The organism is Acinetobacter sp. ACZLY 512 (genome assembly GCF_023614015.1).
GTDB classification, from domain to species: Bacteria; Pseudomonadota; Gammaproteobacteria; order Pseudomonadales; family Moraxellaceae; genus Acinetobacter; species Acinetobacter soli.
Window position 1 is genome coordinate 1 of record NZ_JAKIVI010000018.1, and the last position, 20,665, is coordinate 20,665.

Here is a 20,665-nt window from a genome sequence, read left to right on the forward strand (position 1 = left end):
ATACGATGTCGATATCATGAACTTGCAGCGTGTGAGCAAGATCACCGGTGCAGACCAAACCATAAATGGTCTGGTACATCTTGAACTTGAAAATGGCGCTACAGTTGAATCAAAAACCGTCATTCTTTCTACTGGTGCACGCTGGAGAAAGATGAATGTTCCGGGTGAGGATGAATATGCCACTCGTGGTGTTGCATACTGCCCACACTGCGATGGTCCGCTGTTTAAAGGCAAGAAAGTAGCGGTGATTGGTGGCGGTAACTCGGGTGTTGAAGCTGCGATTGATCTGGCTGGAATTGTTGAACATGTGACGCTGATTGAGTTTGATACCAAACTTCGTGCCGATCAGGTCTTGCAAGACAAGCTGAACAGTTTGAGCAATGCCACCGTGATCACGCATGCCTTATCCACTGAAGTGGTGGGAGACGGCAGTCAGGTGACGGGTCTGAAATATAAAGACCGCGCCACTGATACCGAGCATACGCTTGAGCTGTCTGGTATTTTTGTACAGATCGGATTGTTGCCGAACACCGATTTCTTAAAAGGCACAGTGGATTTAAATACACGCGGTGAGATCATCATTGATGAGCGTAACGAAACCAATGTAAAGGGTGTGTTTGCTGCGGGTGACTGTACCACGGTACCGTACAAACAGATCATCATTGCAACAGGTGAAGGGGCTAAAGCCGCATTGTCTGCCTTTGATTATATTATTCGCAACGGTTAATCAACAATGATTCAAGGCATCCAGACGTAGAAGGTGCCTGAAACAAATTTTGAGTTTATAGGAACTGAATAGGCTAACGATTCAGTTCCTTTTTTTATTTAGCCTTTTCTCATAGGGTTAGCTCAGATTATATCGTTCTAAATTCACTTCAATATGTTCTAGTTTTACGCTTGTCGTGTCGTAATTGAATCAATACCATCATTTTAAGTATCAAGCAAAGAAAGAGGGAAATATGTTAAATGCCAGTACACGACAACCTGTTTTTTTTATTTCTCACGGTGGTGGGCCATGGCCATGGATGCCTGAAGTTTTTGCAACAACCTATGCAAAACTGGCACAATCACTTTCTGGCTTACTCAAAACGTTGCCTCAAAGACCACAGGCAATTTTGATGGTTTCTGCACACTGGGAAGAGCAGGTCTTTACTGTCCAAACAGCGACTCAACCTGAAATGATTTATGACTATGGTGGCTTTCCTGCCCACACGTACCAGATTCATTATCCGTCTGCCGGATCTCCCGAGCTTGCCCATCAAGTGACGCAATTGCTTGAACAAAACGCTATTGCAGTAAAGACAGATGAGAGACGTGGATACGATCATGGTATGTTTTCTCCGATGCAGGTGATTAACCCTGCGGCAGATATTCCTGTGGTTCAGTTATCACTCAAAAAAGGCTTGAATCCGCAGGAGCATCTCGGTTTAGGTCGGGCCTTGGCGCCCTTACGTGATCAAAATATTCTGATTGTTGGGAGTGGGTTAAGCTATCACAACCTAAGAATGTTTAATGCTCAAGCCACTGAACCTTCAAAAATGTTTGATCAGTGGTTGTATGAAAGCGTAGTGGAATGTCAGGGAGACGAACGTCAGCAGCGACTGATCGATTGGCAGCAGGCACCCGCTGCGCGTATTGCACATCCACGGGAGGAGCATTTATTGCCGTTAATGGTGGCTGTGGGGGCGGCAGAAAACGAAAACGGTGCTCGTAATTATCATGAATCTACTTTTATGGGTGGATTATCAGTATCGAGTTTTGTTTTTGGTAGCACTTTGGGCAATACATAAGGCATAAAAAAACCGAGGATGTGACCTCGGTTTTTTTATGCGATTCAGAATTACTTTTCAACAAAGGCACGTTCAATCACGTAGTCGCCTAAAACACCCATACGTGGCGATTCTTTTAGGCCAGCTTTGTCGAGTAATGCAGCCACATCAGTTAGGAAGTGTGGACTACCGCAAAGCATTGCACGGTCTGTTTCTGGGTTAAATGGGGGTAAGCCAATTTTTTCAAAAATAGCGCCTGTTTCGATTGCAGTCGTTACACGGCCTTCATTTTCAAATGGTTCACGAGTAACGGTTGGGTAGTAAATCAATTTATTTTTGATATCGAGCTCTTCAAACCATTCATTGTTTGGCAGTTCGTTCAAAATCAAGTCTTGATAAGCCAGTTCACTGATCCAGCGTGTACCATGAACCAAAATCACTTTTTCAAACTTTTCGTAAGTTTCTGGATCACGAATCAATGATAAAAATGGTGCCAAACCTGTACCAGACGACAACAGATACAAGTTTTTACCCGGATTTAAATCGTCATGAACCAAAGTACCTGTTGGTTTTCTAGAAATCAGAATTTCGTCACCAACCTGTACTTTTTGCAAGATCGAAGTAAGTGGGCCGTCTTGTACTTTAATTGAAAAGAACTCAAGTTCTTCTTCATAATTGGCGCTGGCAATTGAGTAGGCACGCATTAATGGTTTGCCATTGACCTCAAGCCCGATCATTACGAACTGACCATTTTTAAAACGCAAGGCAACATCGCGCGTGGTTTTAAAACTAAACAGAGTGTCATTCCAGTGGTGAACATGGGTAATGCGTTCAACGTTAAAAGCAGCCATTGAAGGTCTCAATTACGATCAAAAGAAAACAGTATGCTATTCTAATCTAAAATCATTCTCGATAAACTGAATATATTTAATTGTGTTTATAAGAAAAAGTGATGATGATGTCGTTAACACTCCCGATCATAGGTACCATGCATTCGCCTTATATGGAAAAATTTGGCATTCCGCGGCAGCCGAATCTGGTTGAGGTTGAATCCTATATAGAACTTCATGCGCCTTATGATGATGAGCTGGCATTTGAAGGAATCGAGTCATTTAGTCATTTATGGCTGTTGTGGCAATTTCACGACAACAAACACTCAAATGAGCCAGAGAAGTTTCGGGCACAGGTGCGTCCTCCTCGATTGGGCGGTAACAAGAAAATAGGCGTATTTGCGACCCGCAGCATGTATCGTCCATCACCAGTTGGTTTATCCGTCGTGAAATTTAAAGCACTTCAACGACAAGGTAAAACGCTTCGACTGTATGTCACGGGGAGTGACCTGTTGCATGGCACCCCGATTATTGATATCAAGCCTTACATTCATTATTCCGATGCCATTTTGGATGCCACCAGTGGCTATGCACAAGATCAACCTCCGCGAAAAATCGTGATTTGGCAAGACAATGCACAACAACAAAAACAGCAACTCACAGCGCTGCAATTGATGAATGAGCAATATGCAGCCGAACTGGAACAAGTATTATCACTTGATCCGCGTCCAGCATATCAAGATGATCCTTCACGTATATATAAAATGAAATTTGCCGGACTTGATGTGAGCTTTGCAGTGAATGAATCGACGATTGAAATTATCGGACTGGATTCTTTAAATTGAGAACTTTAAGGACTGCTTGCATTCACGTTTGTGGGCATACATGGCCAGATCGGCATCTTTGCATGCCATGACCAGTCCCTTGGCCGGATGACGGATTGCATAGCCAACCGCAGCACTGATTTTGGCATCTAAAAAATGTTGAAGTAACCGACGTTGAAGCTGTTCCAAATCTTGAAGGTCAAGATTGAGCGTTAAGATGCCAAATTCATCGCCACCAAGACGTGCGACAAGATCCTGTTTGCGTAACGTACGCTTTAAAACCTGAGCAGCGTGTTGAATGTATTGATCACCACAATCATGGCCCTCAAGATCATTTATTTTTTTGAGATCATTGAGATCAATCATGAATACAGCTGCTGTATGGCCATATAAACGGCAGCGTTCTTCTTCAGCAGCAATAAACTGCTCCCAGCCACGACGATTATAAACATGGGTCATACTGTCCATAATCGCTTCGGTTTGCAGACGTTCATGCTGGCGAATATGTTCATTTTCACGAATTTCACGCTGTAAGATATGACTCAGTAGGTTGCCGAACAATTCAACCAGCCCACCATCTTCAATAATTTTATCGGATTTCGGCTGTGGGTCAATCGCACATAAGGTACCAAAAAGGCTACCATCTTCATTGACTAAAGGTTGCCCAATATAAGCTTTAATGTTGACTTGCTGTGCAATCGGGGCTGACGCATAAAGCGGAATTTCTTCCGAGCGCGGCGCGATGCGTGGCGCTTTTCCCAACACCATGTGGGAGCAAAACGAATCTGCCCAGTTAAAAACCCGACCGGGTTTTACATCATAGCCGTGATCTTCAGATTGCAAAACAATCCAGTCATTACCTTCAACGCGAGTGATCATCCAGAGATCAAAACCAAACTTTTGATGCAAATAATGCAAAACTGCTTGTCCGGCTTCCTGAAAGTTTTTAAATGCGCTAAACGCCATCTAGTCACCCGTACTTTTAAATGATATTTTTTTAATGCCTTAAGTAAGACTTTAAAGCAATTTTTACTCTATGCCTATCCTCTATACAAATGATCAACCAAATCGCGTGAGTTTTTGGATTAATCGCGTGTTGAACAGTCAACTCTGATATATTAAAAGTAGCGCTAGAGGGAAAATAATGACTTATAACTTTGAAATTGATACGGTTTGGTGCCTAGAAGAATTATTAAAAGCATACCGAATCAGTGAGCGAGACAAGTTGCTGGTACAAACAACCCAGCGCAATAAACAACAGATGAAATGGCATCCGTTGCAGTGGATTGCTCACTTTGGTTTAAAAGATCAACAACATCCTACTCAGAACATAGACTTACTGTGTCTAAGTCGCTGGTTGGCAGAAAAATCAGGATTGGCATTTTATTTAATTGATCCACTCAAAGCAGATGTAAATGCACTGACTGCGGTCATGTCGCAAGAGTTTGCCGAGCGTAATCAAATTTTAGCGGTTGCAGTACATGCTGATCGCGTAGTGATCGGAACCGATCAGCCTTTTCAAACCGACTGGCTTGCAAATTTAGAGCGCAGTCTGGCACCCAAGAAAATAGAGCGTGTGATCATTTCACCCGATCAGTTACAACGTTATTTACCCGAATATTATCAGGTGAGCCGAGCGGTTCATTCCTCAAAAAACAGTAAGAGTTACGAGCGTGAGAACAAGGGCGTTGAGGCGTTGCTTCAAATTGGCGATACGCAAAATCCAGATGCCAACGATCAGCACATCGTCAAACTGGTCGACTGGATTTTACAGTTTGCATTTGAACAAGGTGCCAGTGATATTCATTTAGAGCCAAGAAAAGAAAAAGGCAATGTACGCTTTCGAATCGATGGCGTACTCCACACGATTTATCATATGCCTGCAAATACGCTTTCAGCAGTGATTGCTCGGATTAAAATTCTGGGTCGTTTAAACGTGGCTGAAAAACGTAAACCCCAAGATGGACGTTTGAAAACCCGAACACCCAAAGGGCAGGAAACCGAACTACGTCTTTCAACCATGCCAACAGCATTTGGTGAAAAACTGGTGATGCGAATTTTTGATCCAGATGTGCTGGTTCGAAGTTTTGAAAAACTGGGTTTTCCCGATCAGCTTCTCAGCGAATGGCAAGCCTTGAGTCAAAATACACACGGTATTATCTTGGTGACAGGGCCGACTGGTTCGGGTAAAACCACAACGCTTTATTCATCGCTTAAAAAGCTGGCAACCGAACAGGTCAATGTATGTACCATTGAAGATCCTATCGAGATGCTGGAATCGAGTTTTAACCAGATGCAGGTGAATCATGCCATCGACTTAGACTTTGCCGAAGGTGTACGGGCACTGATGCGTCAAGATCCAGACATTATTATGGTGGGAGAAATTCGCGATCAGGATACCGCCAATATGGCAATACAGGCGGCACTGACTGGACATCTGGTACTGTCGACCTTACATACTAACGATGCGCCTTCTAGCCTGACTCGACTACACGATTTGGGTGTACAGCCTTTTTTGACTGCGGCTACGCTGCTGGGCGTGCTGGCACAGCGTTTGGTTCGACAGCTGTGTCCGCATTGTAAAGTGTCCACCTCGGTGAACTTGCAGCAATGGCAATATCTTACGGAAGGCTACGAGATTGATACGCCCGTTGAAATGTTTCAACCCGTTGGCTGCGAGCATTGTCGCCAGACGGGATATAAAGGTCGTATCGGGATCTATGAGTTGATGCCGATTGATCTGACGCTCAAGCAGTGGTTGAGTCACACAGATGATCTGGGCGAATTAAAGGCACAGCTCAAACAGCAAGGATTTGAGCCACTTCGAATTGCGGGTGCGAAAAAAGTATTGCAAGGCGTGACCAGTCTTGAAGAAGTATTACGTGTGGTTCCGCTCAGCTAAATATTGCAAATGATGCATCTTAAGATTCGCCTCATGTAATTTTGATTTACTACCATTATCAAATGAGCAGATCAGAGAGATGAAAATGAAACGTTTTGCCACATTAGTTTTAGCTTCAGGCCTATCGATTGCAGGCTTTAGTTATGCACAGCCCGTCAACCAGAGTGCTTTGGCACCAACGACCATCGTCAGTGTAAAAGATGCTCTGAACTACAAAGATAACACGCCGGTTAAACTACAAGGGCAGGTGGTGAAGTCACTGGGCGATGAAAAATATCAATTTCGCGACAGAACGGGTTATATCACCGTCGATATCGACGATGAACTTTGGCAAGGGCGCCCGGTTTCACCAACAACACAACTCACATTGATAGGTGAAGTCGATATTGATTACAAGCCTACCAAGCGTGTTGAAATTGATGTTGATCAAATACAATTCTAAACTATTGTGTGCACAATCAATCTTGTAGCGTATAAACCGTATATCCTTTGTGGGATATACGGTTTTTTATTGTTTTGATGATTCCCCACGGTTTTTAGAGCACGATTAAAATGAGAATTTTGATTGCAGAAGATGATGTATCGCAAGCAGAAAGTATAAAGTCATGGTTAGAACTTGATGGATATACAGTAGATTGGGTTGAACGTGGCGATTATGCGATCGCTGCGATTGAACAGCATGAATACGATTGCATTTTATTAGATCGTGGCCTGCCCAAAGCAACAGGTGATCAGGTCTTAAATACTCTTCGTAAGCATCAATCTCAAACGCCGGTCATTCTGATTACCGCACGTGACAGTATTCAAGATCGTGTCGATGGCTTGGATTTGGGGGCAAACGATTACTTGGTGAAGCCGTTTAGTCTAGAAGAATTGTCTGCCCGCATTCGTAGTCATTTGCGTGCCAGTCAAAAACAATTAACAGATACCTTATGCTGGAAAGAGATTGAGCTGAATACACAGGCCAAATGGGTGAAAATTTCAGGGCATTTGATTGATTTAACTGCAAAAGAATTTAAGGTGCTGCATCGTATGATGCAAAATCCTGAGCGAGTGGTGACGCGCGAACAACTTGAAAATACCCTATATGCGTGGGGCGATGAGATTGAAAGTAATGCCATTGAAGTATTTATTTACCAGCTACGAAAAAAAATCGGATCGGGATATATCAAAACCATTCGCGGTTTAGGATATCGAATGAGTGAATAAATCCATGCCAAAATCATCGTCACTGCAAACTCGCCTGATACGTGGCACACTGATCAGCAGTATCATTGCGGGGCTAATTGCTTTCGTGTTGCTGATCGCCATTACGGTAGTACACACCATGACTATTCAAGATGAAATCATGGATGAAGTATCTGATCTGCTTCTGGCTTCAGATCTGAATATTCCCTCAGCAAGAGATCTAAACGAGCTCACCGAAGAATTTGATTTGCAATACAGTCTTTATTGGAAAGGCCGGGAATTGGTGCATTCCGATCAGCATGAAGATATTCAACCAATCAACCTTTATGCTTCTGATTTTGATTATTTTTTTTATAAGGGTCAGCTCTGGCGTAGTTTACATGCGAGCAAGTCAGAAGCAGAGCTAAATGTGGTGGTGATTCAGCCATTAAGCGCACGCTTTTCAGAAATTTTTCAAAGTATATTTTGGTATGCCTTAGGGCTGGTGATCTTATGGATAATTCAATGGATCTTACTGAAATGGACCATTAAAAAACAGTTATCGAGTTTAAGTGATCTGTCACGTTCAATTGCACAGCGTTCGACAGAAAACCTCGAACCGATTCAGCAAGAGCCGCACAGCATTACCGAATTACAGCCTGTTATAGGTTCGCTCAACTCGTTATTGATTCGTCTTGAGCGTGCACTGAGTGCTGAACAGCGCTTTACCGCAGATGCTTCACATGAGCTGCGCTCGCCTCTATCGGCGATACAAATGCGTGTACAGGTGATGCAGCGTAAATTTGCAGATATGAATGAGTTGAATGAGGATTTAAAGATCATCCAACATGATGTTCAGCGCAGCACGCGCATTTTGGAAAATCTCCTGTTACTTGCTCGCCTAGATCCATCACAAGCCGAAGAATTACCTAAAACTCAGCTTGATATGACCGTGTTGATGGAGGATGTGTATACACAACTTGAGAATTTTGCTCAAGCGAAAGCGATTCGATATACCGTGCATCAGTATGCACAACGTACTCATGTTTACGGCAACTATGAGCTCATTTATACCTGTGTGCGTAATGTATTGGATAATGCAATTCGCTATACGCCAGTCGGTGGGCAGATTGATGTTGAATTGCTCAATGAGCAGGATCATTTGATCATCAAAATACAAGATGAGGGCAATACACTTGATGCGGCCTTACTGACACAATTGGGTCAGCGATTTTTTCGGGCACTCGGCACAAAGCAACCCGGTACAGGTTTAGGTTTATCAATTACCAAAAAAATTATAGAACTTCATCAGGGACGGGTGGATTTTTCACTCTCAGCTCAAGGTGGATTGATTGTGAAATTGATTTTACCCAATGCATCATAAGAAAAAACCGTATGAATATTTGCATACGGTTTAATTTATTCTCACCACGATTGTTATTTTTTTTTAACTCAAACTCTCGGTTTATTTAGTTAAGATTAAACGATTATTACGTGTCAGACGCAGGCGATATTCTTCTCCGGCATGCATAATTCGAATTTCGCGACCGAGGGCGAACAGATTGTTTGAATGTAGCATAGGTAATGATTGGGCTTCATTATTACGTGTAAACAGGTTAAAAGGTGCGTTCATTGTTGTTGCTCCGTGGTATGTTTATTTAACGATTTAAATGATAATCATTATCGAATAGGCCTGTCAATTAAAATTTTAGCATTTTATAAAAAATAAAATTTCCTTACACTTCACGTAATAAATTGATCTCGAGAGAACTATGTTTAAACCCGTCGTAGACGTTGCTATTGGAATCTTGCTGCACAAAAATAAAGTATTGGTTGGGTGGCGACAAGCCAGTCAGTATCAGGGAAATAAACATGAATTTCCAGGCGGTAAAGTCGAGACGCATGAACAGCCTGTCGATGCTTGTCGCAGAGAGGTTTTTGAAGAAGTTGGGATCGGATTATCAGACTGGCATTGCTTTGATATGATTCGTCACGAGTATGATGATGTCGTGGTGGTCTTACATTTATTTTCTGCTTATGTACCAGATACATTGCTAGATTTGATCCAGCAGCCGTGGTCATGGTATCACCGTGAAGAATTGCAGCAATTAAACTTTCCCGCCGCAAATCACTCAATCTTAGCGCGTCTGTCGTGGCCCAATATCATCAAGATTTCAAGTACTGAAATTGCGCCCAAAAAAGAGGAGCTAATTTACTGGCGCCCAGAACAGACTAATTCAAGTGAGGGTGTTTCACTTCAGTTCGAGTTAGATTCACATCACTATGCGTCGTACATCGTCAATCTAGAGCATTATTTACAACTTGATCCAGAGCAACAAAATAAGATTGGAAGCATTCATTTAAAACAATCTCAACTGATGCAGCTCAGTAAAGGCGATTTGATTTGTGGACGACGTTATATCGCTGCCTGTCATGATCTGGTGTCGATTCAGCAGGCACACAAAATTGGTTGTGATGCGATTTTGATCAGCCCGGTACAAGCCACCCAAACTCATCCAGATCAAGCCCCACTGGGCTGGGAGCGCTTTGAGCATCTGGCACAGCGCAGTCATCTGCCGGTTTTTGCTTTAGGTGGTATGCACCGTTCTATGCTCGATCTGGCGAAGAAGCACGGCGCATATGGGATTGCGGGCATTCGAAATATTTAAAATATAAAGCGAACAAACCACTACTGAAGTCTAAAGAGACTTCAGTGCTTGTTGGGCTTGTGCGATGGATTTACTGTTATTTTGCTTCTGTGCTGCATTGAGAATATTCAGCCACAACTGTTTTTTCATGGCATTGGTTTGCGCAAAACTGAGCCCGCGCCTTGCCAGAGATTCACTTGAGGCATAGCGACCTTTCTGATTGGCCACCATTGCCAAAAATAAAAAGGTTTCTGGTGCCTGAGGCGCAAGGCGCTGTGCTTGAAGTGCGTAGCGCTCTGCGTCGTCCCATTGCATTTGGCTATAAGCTTGCTGGGTTTTTTGCATCAAGCTGCGAAAGGCGGGAAGCTGTTTGCCATCATTAAATTGCTGTGTCGCTTTTTGAGGAGGAACCACCACGCGCATCTTTTGTCGCTTGATTTGTTCTTCTTCATAAGGGGTAATTTTCACCCCAGACGGTGTCACAATCGATTTATCTTTAGGTTCATTTTGAGCAGCAGGGGAAGGTGCTTTGCTCTTGGATTGATCTGTGCCGGAGAGGGTTGAACACCCTACCAGCAAGACGGTTCCAAAAATAAAAAGACTCTGTTTTAGCATTGTTACTCTCATCATGAATTAATAGCCGTAGCTACCGCTAGATATAACTTTATTTTGCGATAGATCTTCTTGCATCTGATTTTCACTGTCATTGATGTATTGATCCATGTTATCGCCATTATTTTGGCTTGGATCTTCATCGGACATAGGTGCGCTTACTGGTGCAGATTGATAATACGGATAAGCACATGAGGTTGCTTGGTGCGGCACAGTAGAGCGCAACATTGGAATATACATTGCACCGCCACAGCCTTGAGCAGACAAATTACCAGATGCAACATCAATCCATTGCCACTGCACATCATCGGTCTGTTTTAGATTCACGGGTTGCTGGCGAAGCTGACGCATAACGTTGGTCCATACAGGTAGGGCACCCGATGAGCCTGTTAAGCCTGTCACTTTGTTATTGTCTAAGCCAAGCCAGACCACAGCCACGTAATTGCCAGAATAACCAGCAAACCACGAATCGCGTGTATCGTTGGTTGTGCCTGATTTTCCAGCCAGTTTAAGTGAGCTTGGAAGCGAGTTATATGCAGAGCGACCCGTACCCGAAGCCATGACCTGTTGTAAGCCATAATTGAGTACATAAGCCGATGAAGGTTCAATGGTTTGTTCAACATTTAAACCAAAACGCTCTAAAACCTTACCGTTGGCATCGACCACAGAACGAATAGCGCGGGTTGGATACTTAAAGCCACCTGTTGCAAAGTTACTGTAAATACTGAGCATTTCCATCGGTGACATATTCACTGCGCCCAAGAACACAGATGGATAAGATGGTATTTCAGAGGTCACACCAAATTTTTTCAATTTATTGGTAAATGCTGAAACACCAAATTCTTGCCCTAAACGCACTGCCGATAAGTTGTAAGAGTTGGCAAGGGCTTGTGCCATAGTGACTTCGCCGTGCTCACCGCCACTATAGTTTTTCGGTGTCCAGCTTTGGTCACTGCCAGTAGGAACATTGACTGCTCTGTCTTGAATACGACTTGCCCAATTATAACGACCAGATTCAATTGCATTGAGGTAAATGACAGGTTTAAGTAATGAACCTACCTGACGCTTGGCATCGACAGCACGGTTGAAGCCTGTAAAGTCTTGTGTCGAGCCAACAGCAGCAACTAATTCCCCATTTTCAGGGTGAGAGACCAATACAGCACCTTGCAAATCACGTAAGCGCGATGGATTACCCTTGGCAAGCTGACCGACAGAGGCTTTGAAAGCGTCTTGAATGCGTGTTTGTGCAATTGGATCAAGCGTTGTAAAAATACGCAAACCTTGATTGGTCAAATCGGTTTCTTGATATTCAGAACGCAATTGACGACGCACAATATCGAGAAAATCTGGAAACTTTGCTGTACCTACGCTTGGTTTAGACAATACACCAAGTGGGCGTGCACTTTCTTGCTCATATTCTGCTTGGCTCAAATAGCCCATGACCAGCATATTGTTCAGTACAGTATTACGACGTTTTAAAGCACCTTCTGGATTGCGCCAAGGATTATACAAAGACGGGCCTTGCACCAGTCCGACCAAATAGGCTTGCTGCGCGACATTCAGTTCACGTAAAGGCAATCCAAAGTAGAATTGTGAAGCCAGTCCGTAACCATTAATCGAGTAGTTGCCGTTTTGACCCAGATTGACTTCATTTAAATAAGCTTCAAGGATTTCATCTTTATTGTAATGAAACTCAAGTAATAAAGACATTAATGCTTCATTCACCTTACGTTTTAAGGTTCGTTCCGGGCTTAAATAAAAGTTTTTAACCAACTGTTGGGTCAGTGTAGAGCCACCCTGACGCTTACCACCCGTCACATTACTGACCAGTGCACGTGCAGTTCCGCGAATTGAAAGTCCATGATGATGATAGAAGTTACGGTCTTCCGTGGCAATCAGTGCCTCAATAAGCGTTTTTGGCACTTTATTGAGTTTAATCAGAACGCGGTCTTCGTTATGCTGTGGATATATCCCACCAATCAACATCGGTTCTAAGCGAGCAATACCCGTACTAGATGGCTTGGTTGCCCGCACGTCAGTCACCTGATCGGCAGCAAAAGTCACTTCAAGTACTTGTTCTGGTTCACTGCTATCACCAAAATCAAAGCCACGAGTATGCACATACATGCTATTACCCTGATTGACGTAGCTTCCAGGTTTGGTGTAGCTGTCTGAACTCTTATAACCGAGCATATTCAGCTCTTGGGTAAAGTTGGCTTGTGAAATAGAAGCATTGGTGTAAATTTCGAGTGGCCGTGCAAATACCTTGGCGGGAATATCCCAGCGTTGGCCTTCAAATTTGTTTCGTATAACCGTGTCTAGGCGAATCACATAAATACTAAATGCAATAAAACCGCCAATCACAAGAACGGAAAAAATAAGCGCAAAAAAACCTATGCCGCGTTCAAACTTCATAAATCTGTCATAAAAAATTCAATCTAGTTTGCCAATCATGCGATAGCTATACAGGCAATGCAATGATAAAACTGTGAACAGATAGAAAAAGTCTAAATTCATGAAAATCTAATTGATATTTCTTTTGTTTTGCAGAATTAAAAAGCAAAATAAAAGTCGTTAACACAATTTATGAATAAAATATGAAGCCATAACATCTCGGTGCTCATTCAGTTTTGTACTGAAATGATGAGCTTAAGAGAGTGGGGTGGCCATCTTGAACAGCATTTTCATAAAGTTATGCTATATTAATTTGTCAAATCACATGCTGAATGTTGATGAATAGCGGGTGAGATCATAAGGTGATACGTTGTAACGCGATTAGATCTGCGATCACCAAATTTTTGGCTCAGCTCAATTTAACCGATAGGCATATATAAGGCATCCAATGCAATCTGCTAATCTTTCGTCCGCCAAATCTTTTCGAAACATAGGTTTGATTGGCCGCCCCGATAAAATATCTGTAGTTGAAACTCTTTGTTTGATTTATGATCATTTAAGAGGTTTAGGTCTGCATGTGATCTTTGATCAACAAACCGCAGAACTTGTCCCTTACAACAATGTCCAAACTGCTAGTCGCTCGTTATTGGGTGAGGTGGTGGACTTGGTGATTGTAGTGGGTGGCGATGGTTCACTCCTGCATGCTGCACGAGCACTGGTGCGTCATCATACGCCAGTCATTGGCATTAACCGCGGGCGGTTAGGGTTTTTAACGGATATCCGCCCTGCGGATGTTTTGTTTAAGCTTGATCAGGTATTGCAAGGTCATTTTCAGCTTGACCGCCGTTTCTTGCTCGAAATTGAAGTGAGAACCAAAGGGGAAACCCATTATGATGCCATCGCACTCAATGACATCGTGCTGCACTCAGGAAAATCAGTGCACATGATCGATTTTGATCTGCAAATTGACGGTCAATTTGTATATCGTCAACATAGTGATGGTTTGATTGTTTCGACACCAACCGGTTCGACAGCCTATGCACTGTCAGGTGGTGGTCCTATTTTACATCCAAGCATGGATGCGATTGCGCTCGTTCCAATGCATCCACATACGTTGTCTTCTCGCCCGATTGTGGTAGGTGGACAAAGTGAAATCAAACTGACCATTCGTGAAAATCGTGTTTTACCGATGGTGAGTGCAGATGGTCAACATAGTGTCTCACTCAATGTGGGAGACTGTGTACATATCCGTAAACATCCGTTTAAACTAAACCTGTTGCATCCACCTGGTTATGATTTTTATATGGCGTGTCGTACCAAGCTGGGATGGAATCAAGATTTTGACTTAATCAAAGAGCAGGATGACTCATGAATATTGAACAAATGCTTAACGTATTAGATCCAGAGATCGTTCAGCGCTTAAAAACAGCAGTTGAGATTGGTAAATGGCCCAATGGCGTCGCGCTTACAGCTGAACAAAGACAAATCTGCATGCAGGCCGTGATGGTGTGGGAACACCAGAACTTGCCAGAGGAAGAGCGCTCGGGATACATCGACCGTGGCAGCAAAGAAGAAGGTGAAGAATGTGATGATGACCATCACAAAAACGAGCCTGAATTTAAACCCATTCGATTCGTATAAATCAAAAAAGCCCAGAATTCACTGGGCTTTTTTTAATCTTTAATATTATTTTTTAAAGCGATCTAGCCATAACGCCTTTGCCTGAAGCATCGCGTTTTCATAGCTATCACAGACATTCATGGTATAGAGCGCAATCCCGATGGTTTCAGTCACCGCGATTTCACCATATTCATGCGTTTGCTGCCCTAACCAGACTGCTTTAAAGGTTTCTAGATTCAGTTCATCTTCGATGGGACTACGCTCGGGAGTGAGCTTGGGTAATTCGTGTTCATAGAGTTCACCCGATCTAATACCGCATATGAGTGTTTTGGCATCAGGGTTACGTTCGAATTCGCCACCTTCACCTTTAATTACAGCACTATTTTGATAGCCGAGCTGAAAGGCGGTGCGCTGGTGCGAGGCACGATAAGCAGGATGGAAAATCGCCTGTAAAGTTGCTTTTGCATTAAATGGATTGATGAGTCGGGCCAGAGTGTGAACAGGAGAACGAAGTCCCATCACGTTACGAAGAGAAATCAGATCACTCAGTACAGGCGAAATCACATCTAAAGGTAAATAGGCAAAGTGCTGCTGAGCAAGTTGCTGCTTCACGTCTTGTTGGTTTTGACAGATCGGATAACCCAAAAACTCAAGGACTTGCTCGGTATAAACACGGTTAAGCGTATGCCCAGAAGCACCATGCATCACGATGTTATATCCATGATGCGCAAGGGTGAGGGCAGCAAGCAAAAACCATGGATAATGTTTACGCTTTCCTGCATATGATGACCAATCCAAATCGACGTCAAGCGCTTCAAAATTAAGTTGGTCACGCGTGGCCTGAACAAATCCACTCAGTTCATCGACCGATTCTTCCTTGACCCGCAGTAACATTAAAAAAGCACCCAGCTGAACATCAAGAACCTCACCCTTTAAAATCATGGTGAAAGCTTGATAAGCTTCGTCATAACTTAAAGATCGAGAGCCTGTTTTGCCTTTCCCCAAGATTCTTACATACTGCGCAAAGGGATGTTCAGCATCTCGATAAAGGTTTTTTTTCGTATTCATATCTTTTTCGATATTTCATAAGGAAATGGATTTCCTCACTATGACATAAAAATTAAATGAATGGATCACGAAATATTCTATTAGACTAATGTCTAACTTAATTTTGATCAAAATATAGCCATTAAATTGATTGCTTCATCGACTATTTGACTAATTGCAGTAAACTTTTCACGCTTAAAAAATTATTTATTTTTTTTTAATGATCTCCTTGTTTATGTTTCGTAAATCTTGATAATAGGTTGAGATTTTGATACTGAACATTTTTTGAAAACATATTGTTTTCACATCGAGGAAAAGTATTTTTTGTCTGACAAAATTTACTTTGCTTTTGCAGCATGACATCAGGAACCGTTGTTTGTGCTGTAAGGGACTAAAGGGCTGTCTATATCGACGATATAGATTTTTTCATTTGCATATTTCTAAGGATTTAGAAATACAGATTGAAGTAAAGTTATGGCTAAAAAACCAATTTATAAGTCTCTATATTTCCAAGTGATTGTTGCTATTATCGCAGGTATCTTGGTTGGACACTTTTACCCTAGTTCAAATGTAGTCGTTGATGGAGTCAAGGAACATATTCCAGGTTTAGGTGAGCAACTTAAACCACTTGGTGACGCATTCATTAAGCTGATCAAAATGATCATCGCACCTGTCATCTTCTGTACTGTGGTCAGTGGTATCGCGGGTATGGAAAGCATGAAATCTGTAGGTAAAACAGGTGGTGTGGCTTTACTGTACTTTGAAGTGGTATCGACCATTGCATTGTTGATCGGTTTGCTGGTGATTAACGTCGTCAAACCTGGTGTTGGCATGAACGTTGATCCAGCATCTCTGGATACATCTGGTATTGCAAAATATGTATCTTCAGGTGAGTCGCAGTCGACCATCGAATTTTTGATGCATATTATTCCAGATACTGTCGTCGGTGCATTTGCAAATGGCGAGATTCTTCAAGTTTTGATGTTTGCCATTTTATTTGGTTTTGCGCTACATAAACTTGGTGATGCTGGACGTCCTGTACTTAAATTCATCGACCAAGTGTCGCATGTATTCTTCAACATCGTAAATATGATAATGAAGCTTGCGCCAATCGGTGCATTTGGTGCGATGGCATTTACCATTGGTAAGTACGGTGTGGGTACACTGGTACAGCTTGGCCAGTTGATTATCTGCTTCTATATCACTTGTTTACTGTTTATCTTCATTATTTTGGGAACGATTAGCCGTATCTGTGGTTTTAGTATCTTGAAAATGATTCGCTTAATCCGCGAAGAGTTGCTGATTGTACTGGGTACATCTTCTTCTGAATCTGTACTGCCACGTATGTTGCGTAAACTGGAAATCGCAGGCTGTGAAAAATCAGTCGTGGGTCTGGTGATTCCAACAGGTTATTCGTTTAACCTTGATGGTACATCGATTTACCTAACTATGGCGGCAATCTTTATTGCTCAGGCGACCAATACACCACTCGATGTTCAACATCAGATTACCTTGCTTCTTGTGCTTTTGATTTCATCAAAAGGCGCAGCAGGTGTAACAGGTTCTGGCTTTATTGTGATGGCAGCAACTTTGTCGGCAGTCGGACATATTCCGGTTGCGGGCTTGGCACTTATTTTGGGTATCGACCGCTTCATGTCAGAGGCTCGTGCATTGACTAACCTTACAGGTAACACGCTTGCGACCATTGCGGTAGCGAAGTGGGTGGGTGCATTAGACAAAGACAAACTCAATGAAGCATTGAATAACCCAGCAGAAGTTGATCGTAAAATGCTTGAAACAGACAATCCTGCGCACGCATGATAGATGTATAAAGTTAAAAAAGGAGGCATGAGCCTCCTTTTTTTTATTCGATTTTTATCCGACTGAAGCGTTCAGTGCTTTTGTGGGCACAAGGCATGACAGTGTTAGCAAAACTGTTTAGCATGCAATAGATGGATATTTGAAAACAAAAAATTGAGGATAAGTGATGTTGCCATATGATGCCGAATTAGAGTTATTCCGTGACAATTTCAAACGTTATATGAAAGAACATATCGCGCCACATTATGATCAATGGGAGCGTGAAGGAATCATGCCTAGATCGGTTTGGAATAGTCTGGGCGAAAATGGTTTTTTATGTGTAGATTTGCCCGAAGAATATGGTGGCTATGGTGTCCCCACGTATTACTCACTGATGTTGGTTGAAGAGTCTGCCAGAGCGGGCTATGGTGCACTGTCTACAGCAATCTCGTGTCACTCTGAAATTGCTGCACCGTATATTTTAAATATTGGTAGTGAAGCACAAAAACAGTACTGGTTACCCAAAATGGCAACTGGCGAAGTGGTAGGTGCAATCGGTATGACCGAACCGGGAGCAGGTTCGGATGTACAAGCCATGCGCACGACAGCAATTTTAAATGGCGAACATTATGTATTAAATGGATCCAAAACATTTATTTCAAATGGTCAACATGCCGATCTTGTGGTTTTAGCAGTAAAAACTGATCCTCAGGCGCGTGCTAAAGGTGTATCGCTGCTGTTGGCAGATACGCATCTCGAAGGCTTCAAAAAAGGGACGAATCTGGAAAAAATCGGTTTGCATTCACAAGATACTTCGGAGTTGTTTTTCGATAATGTCCAAATACCCAAAGATCAATTGCTAGGACAAGCCGGTCAAGGATTTAACTACTTGATGCAAGAGCTACCACGTGAGCGAACCTCCATTGCGGCTACCGCACTCGGAGCAATCCGCGGTGCAATTGATATTACAACGGCATATATCAAGGAGCGTCAGGCATTTGGTCAACCCATTGCAAATTTTCAAAATACTCGTTTCGTGATGGCGCAAGCCAAAATTGACGAGTTAGCGACCGCAGCATTTTATGAGCGTAATGTCAGTTTGTATCAACAGGGGCAGCTCGATGTAGAGACAGCAGCCGCATTAAAAAGCTTTAGTACAGATATGCAAATGAAAGTTGCCGATAATTTGCTCCAGCTCTTTGGCGGATATGGCTATATGGCCGAGTATCCAATTTCACGTTTCTTTGTGGATGCGCGTATCCAGCGTATTTATGGTGGAACCAATGAAATTATGAAAGAAATTGTAGCACGCGGAATTTTAGGAAAAGTATAAGACCAACATTGACTGGAATCTTGCTACCAAGATTCCAGTCGGTTTTACAAGCGTAATACTTTTAATGTTTCATTTAAAAATAATGGAAGTACATCAGGCGAGTGTGAACTGACGTATAGATTGTTGTCATTCACCACATCTTGATCTAGATAAACTGCACCTGCTTCTACCAGTTGAGAGCTGACTTGATCAATTGCGGTGAGGCGCCGTCCGCGTACGATGTTCGCATGTATCAGCAGTGAAGGGTCATCACAACTACTAAAAATTGGTTTTTGTGCATTGGCAAACTTTTGGACAAATTCAATAAATTGTGTGTCTAAACTGAGTTGGGTGGGTGATATACCGCCTGCAATAAACAAGGCATCAAAGTCGTGTACGCAGCTATGCTGAATACTACAATCGATCGTGACCGACGTTTTACGCTTTAAACCGTAGACGATATTTCCCTCACAATTTTCAATATTCAAGATACTGTGTCCGGCAGCGCGGTAAGCATGAATCGACTCGACGTATTCTGTATCTGAAAAGTCATGCGTCAATAAAACAGCCACTTTTTTTGACATAAAATGCTCCATGTGACTCATCATTTAACCCGCTTTTTAGAGTAGTCATATCACATGAAGATTGAATGACGTGTTTTGTTGATAAAACGTCAAATCGTGTAAAAAATAGTCAATAAACTTGCCAAAAGTAAGCAAGTTTTTGATGCAAATTATTGCTCGTCAAAAAGTTTTTGGCAGTTATTTAAACTATTGCAACTGGCCAATAAAATCGCTTTTGGCAAACTGGCATACAAATTCCCAATATGCTGTTCGCTCGGATGGTAAAAGTGCCACGAATGCAACTTGTTGGTATTGACCCGGCTAAAACCTGAAAAGAAGTCGCGGGCTGCATTTTTACTGATCGAGCGCTGCATATCGCTGCTACTTTCTGAGGTGCCGACCGTGGTCATCAGATAGATTGATTTTTTTATTTGATTGCTCTGTTTGCGCCACAGATCTTGCTCTTGTAGCAATACATGATTGTTGTACCAAAGTGATGGACTGGCAGCAAAGTAACGTTGAAAGGAATCAGAACGTTTAAAGAAGGTATTTAAAGTAAATAATCCACCAAATGAGTGACCAAATAAGGTTTGCTGATCGCGATTGATGCGAACACGATTAAAAATCTGTGGCTTGAGCTCATTGTCGATAAACTTTAAAAACTGAGTATCTCCACCATAACTGTATTGCTTATTGGGTTTATCATTTGTCGCAACCGTTGACGTGTAATCAAGTGCGCGATTTTGAGCGGAAAACAAAGCATCGCCTGCATATCCAATTGCAACAATGACCAGTGGATCTGTTCCAAACTTGTTGCTGCCGCCTGCCATCGCTTGAGCAATTGCGCGAGCGCTTTCAAATGTAGCATTGCCATCAAGTAAGTACAGCACCGGATAACCCGCTTTGGGGGCGGGTGCTTGAGGGATGTACACATTGATTAAATAGTGATGCGGCGTATATTGCGAGGTTAAAATAAACTGTTGTGATGTGCCTTTAAGCTGCTGCTCAGTGATGGTATCCATCGTGTTTTTGTTCTGATTATTTGTGGCTGACCATGTTACTGATGTTGCACCGAGCATAAGCCCCATAAGGAGCGTTAAATGTTGTGTTTTAAATAATTGAGGCAGCTTTAAAATGTTCATGTTATAAATGAAATTGTTTGTAATTTATGCCGTTC

20 protein-coding genes are annotated in these 20,665 nt (G+C 42.5%); 12 read left to right on the forward strand and 8 right to left on the reverse strand.

Annotation, left to right across the window (positions count from 1 at the left end; translation table 11 throughout):
* Together L2096_RS15105 and L2096_RS15110 are read left to right on the forward strand one after the other, a co-directional pair.
* Positions 1–727 (forward strand): FAD-dependent oxidoreductase (locus tag L2096_RS15105; RefSeq protein ID WP_250365759.1); only part of this gene is annotated, 727 nt, incomplete at its 5' end.
* A gap of 232 nt (positions 728–959) precedes the next feature.
* Positions 960–1,790, forward strand: a complete 831-nt coding sequence (locus tag L2096_RS15110; protein ID WP_151795403.1) for a DODA-type extradiol aromatic ring-opening family dioxygenase — start codon at positions 960–962, stop codon at positions 1,788–1,790.
* Between the two features lie 50 nt (positions 1,791–1,840).
* On the opposite strand, the gene L2096_RS15115 is transcribed toward L2096_RS15110, so the two are convergent.
* Positions 1,841–2,620, reverse strand: coding sequence for a ferredoxin--NADP reductase (locus tag L2096_RS15115; protein WP_004938452.1), 780 nt, complete (start codon positions 2,618–2,620; stop codon positions 1,841–1,843).
* Between the two features lie 104 nt (positions 2,621–2,724).
* Between L2096_RS15115 and tsaA the strand changes: the two genes are divergently transcribed.
* Complete coding sequence (tsaA, locus tag L2096_RS15120) at positions 2,725–3,444, forward strand: tRNA (N6-threonylcarbamoyladenosine(37)-N6)-methyltransferase TrmO (protein WP_250365775.1); 720 nt, start codon at positions 2,725–2,727, stop codon at positions 3,442–3,444.
* On the opposite strand, the gene L2096_RS15125 is transcribed toward tsaA, so the two are convergent.
* A complete protein-coding gene (locus L2096_RS15125; RefSeq protein ID WP_076032280.1) occupies positions 3,436–4,389 on the reverse strand; it encodes a sensor domain-containing diguanylate cyclase in 954 nt (317 codons plus the stop codon). The genes tsaA and L2096_RS15125 overlap by 9 nt on opposite strands.
* Before the next feature lie 178 nt (positions 4,390–4,567).
* Between L2096_RS15125 and tfpB the strand changes: the two genes are divergently transcribed.
* The 4 genes from tfpB (at position 4,568) to L2096_RS15145 (ending at position 8,876) form a co-directional block, all read left to right on the forward strand.
* Positions 4,568–6,325, forward strand: coding sequence for a type IV pilus assembly ATPase TfpB (gene tfpB, locus L2096_RS15130; RefSeq protein WP_250365760.1), 1,758 nt, complete (start codon positions 4,568–4,570; stop codon positions 6,323–6,325).
* A gap of 85 nt (positions 6,326–6,410) precedes the next feature.
* On the forward strand, positions 6,411–6,767 hold the full coding sequence (locus tag L2096_RS15135) for a NirD/YgiW/YdeI family stress tolerance protein (RefSeq protein WP_088459132.1): 357 nt from the start codon (positions 6,411–6,413) through the stop codon (positions 6,765–6,767).
* Between the two features lie 110 nt (positions 6,768–6,877).
* On the forward strand, positions 6,878–7,534 hold the full coding sequence (locus tag L2096_RS15140) for a response regulator transcription factor (RefSeq protein WP_004947883.1): 657 nt from the start codon (positions 6,878–6,880) through the stop codon (positions 7,532–7,534).
* Between the two features lie 4 nt (positions 7,535–7,538).
* Positions 7,539–8,876 (forward strand): sensor histidine kinase, encoded by a 1,338-nt coding sequence (locus L2096_RS15145; protein ID WP_250365761.1) that lies wholly within the window; start codon positions 7,539–7,541, stop codon positions 8,874–8,876.
* A gap of 81 nt (positions 8,877–8,957) precedes the next feature.
* Here the strand turns inward: L2096_RS15145 and hemP are convergent, their stop codons facing one another.
* Positions 8,958–9,125 carry a hemin uptake protein HemP gene (gene hemP / locus L2096_RS15150; RefSeq protein ID WP_004938433.1) on the reverse strand — a complete coding sequence of 56 codons (168 nt, stop codon included), beginning with the start codon at positions 9,123–9,125 and terminating at the stop codon, positions 8,958–8,960.
* Positions 9,126–9,264: 139 nt separating this feature from the next.
* On the opposite strand from hemP, the gene L2096_RS15155 reads away from it, so the two are divergent.
* Complete coding sequence (locus L2096_RS15155) at positions 9,265–10,161, forward strand: thiamine phosphate synthase (RefSeq protein ID WP_250365762.1); 897 nt, start codon at positions 9,265–9,267, stop codon at positions 10,159–10,161.
* A 30-nt stretch (positions 10,162–10,191) separates the two neighbouring features.
* Here L2096_RS15155 and L2096_RS15160 read toward each other — a convergent pair whose 3' ends face one another.
* Together L2096_RS15160 and mrcB are read right to left on the reverse strand one after the other, a co-directional pair.
* Positions 10,192–10,755: a tetratricopeptide repeat protein gene (locus L2096_RS15160; protein WP_004938429.1), complete on the reverse strand. Its 564-nt coding sequence runs from the start codon at positions 10,753–10,755 to the stop codon at positions 10,192–10,194.
* Positions 10,756–10,773: 18 nt separating this feature from the next.
* Positions 10,774–13,167, reverse strand: coding sequence for a penicillin-binding protein 1B (gene mrcB, locus L2096_RS15165; protein WP_250365763.1), 2,394 nt, complete (start codon positions 13,165–13,167; stop codon positions 10,774–10,776).
* 427 nt (positions 13,168–13,594) lie between these two features.
* On the opposite strand from mrcB, the gene L2096_RS15170 reads away from it, so the two are divergent.
* Both L2096_RS15170 and L2096_RS15175 read left to right on the forward strand, forming a co-directional pair.
* Positions 13,595–14,518, forward strand: coding sequence for an NAD(+) kinase (locus L2096_RS15170; RefSeq protein ID WP_004938422.1), 924 nt, complete (start codon positions 13,595–13,597; stop codon positions 14,516–14,518).
* Positions 14,515–14,787 (forward strand): YeaC family protein, encoded by a 273-nt coding sequence (locus tag L2096_RS15175; RefSeq protein WP_004938419.1) that lies wholly within the window; start codon positions 14,515–14,517, stop codon positions 14,785–14,787. The genes L2096_RS15170 and L2096_RS15175 overlap by 4 nt, the downstream gene beginning before the upstream one ends.
* Before the next feature lie 45 nt (positions 14,788–14,832).
* On the opposite strand, the gene L2096_RS15180 is transcribed toward L2096_RS15175, so the two are convergent.
* Positions 14,833–15,834 (reverse strand): glycosyl transferase family protein, encoded by a 1,002-nt coding sequence (locus tag L2096_RS15180; RefSeq protein ID WP_004938417.1) that lies wholly within the window; start codon positions 15,832–15,834, stop codon positions 14,833–14,835.
* Positions 15,835–16,287: 453 nt separating this feature from the next.
* Here L2096_RS15180 and L2096_RS15185 point away from each other — a divergent pair, with 453 nt between their 5' ends.
* On the forward strand, positions 16,288–17,634 hold the full coding sequence (locus L2096_RS15185) for a dicarboxylate/amino acid:cation symporter (protein WP_004938414.1): 1,347 nt from the start codon (positions 16,288–16,290) through the stop codon (positions 17,632–17,634).
* Positions 17,635–17,800: 166 nt separating this feature from the next.
* Entirely contained in the window at positions 17,801–18,946 is a 1,146-nt protein-coding gene (locus L2096_RS15190; RefSeq protein ID WP_111812700.1) for an acyl-CoA dehydrogenase family protein, read from the forward strand.
* 44 nt (positions 18,947–18,990) lie between these two features.
* On the opposite strand, the gene L2096_RS15195 is transcribed toward L2096_RS15190, so the two are convergent.
* Both L2096_RS15195 and L2096_RS15200 read right to left on the reverse strand, forming a co-directional pair.
* On the reverse strand, positions 18,991–19,509 hold the full coding sequence (locus tag L2096_RS15195; protein ID WP_004938406.1) for a DJ-1/PfpI family protein: 519 nt from the start codon (positions 19,507–19,509) through the stop codon (positions 18,991–18,993).
* 149 nt (positions 19,510–19,658) lie between these two features.
* Positions 19,659–20,630 (reverse strand): alpha/beta hydrolase, encoded by a 972-nt coding sequence (locus L2096_RS15200; protein WP_250365764.1) that lies wholly within the window; start codon positions 20,628–20,630, stop codon positions 19,659–19,661.
* Positions 20,631–20,665: the final 35 nt, after the last annotated feature.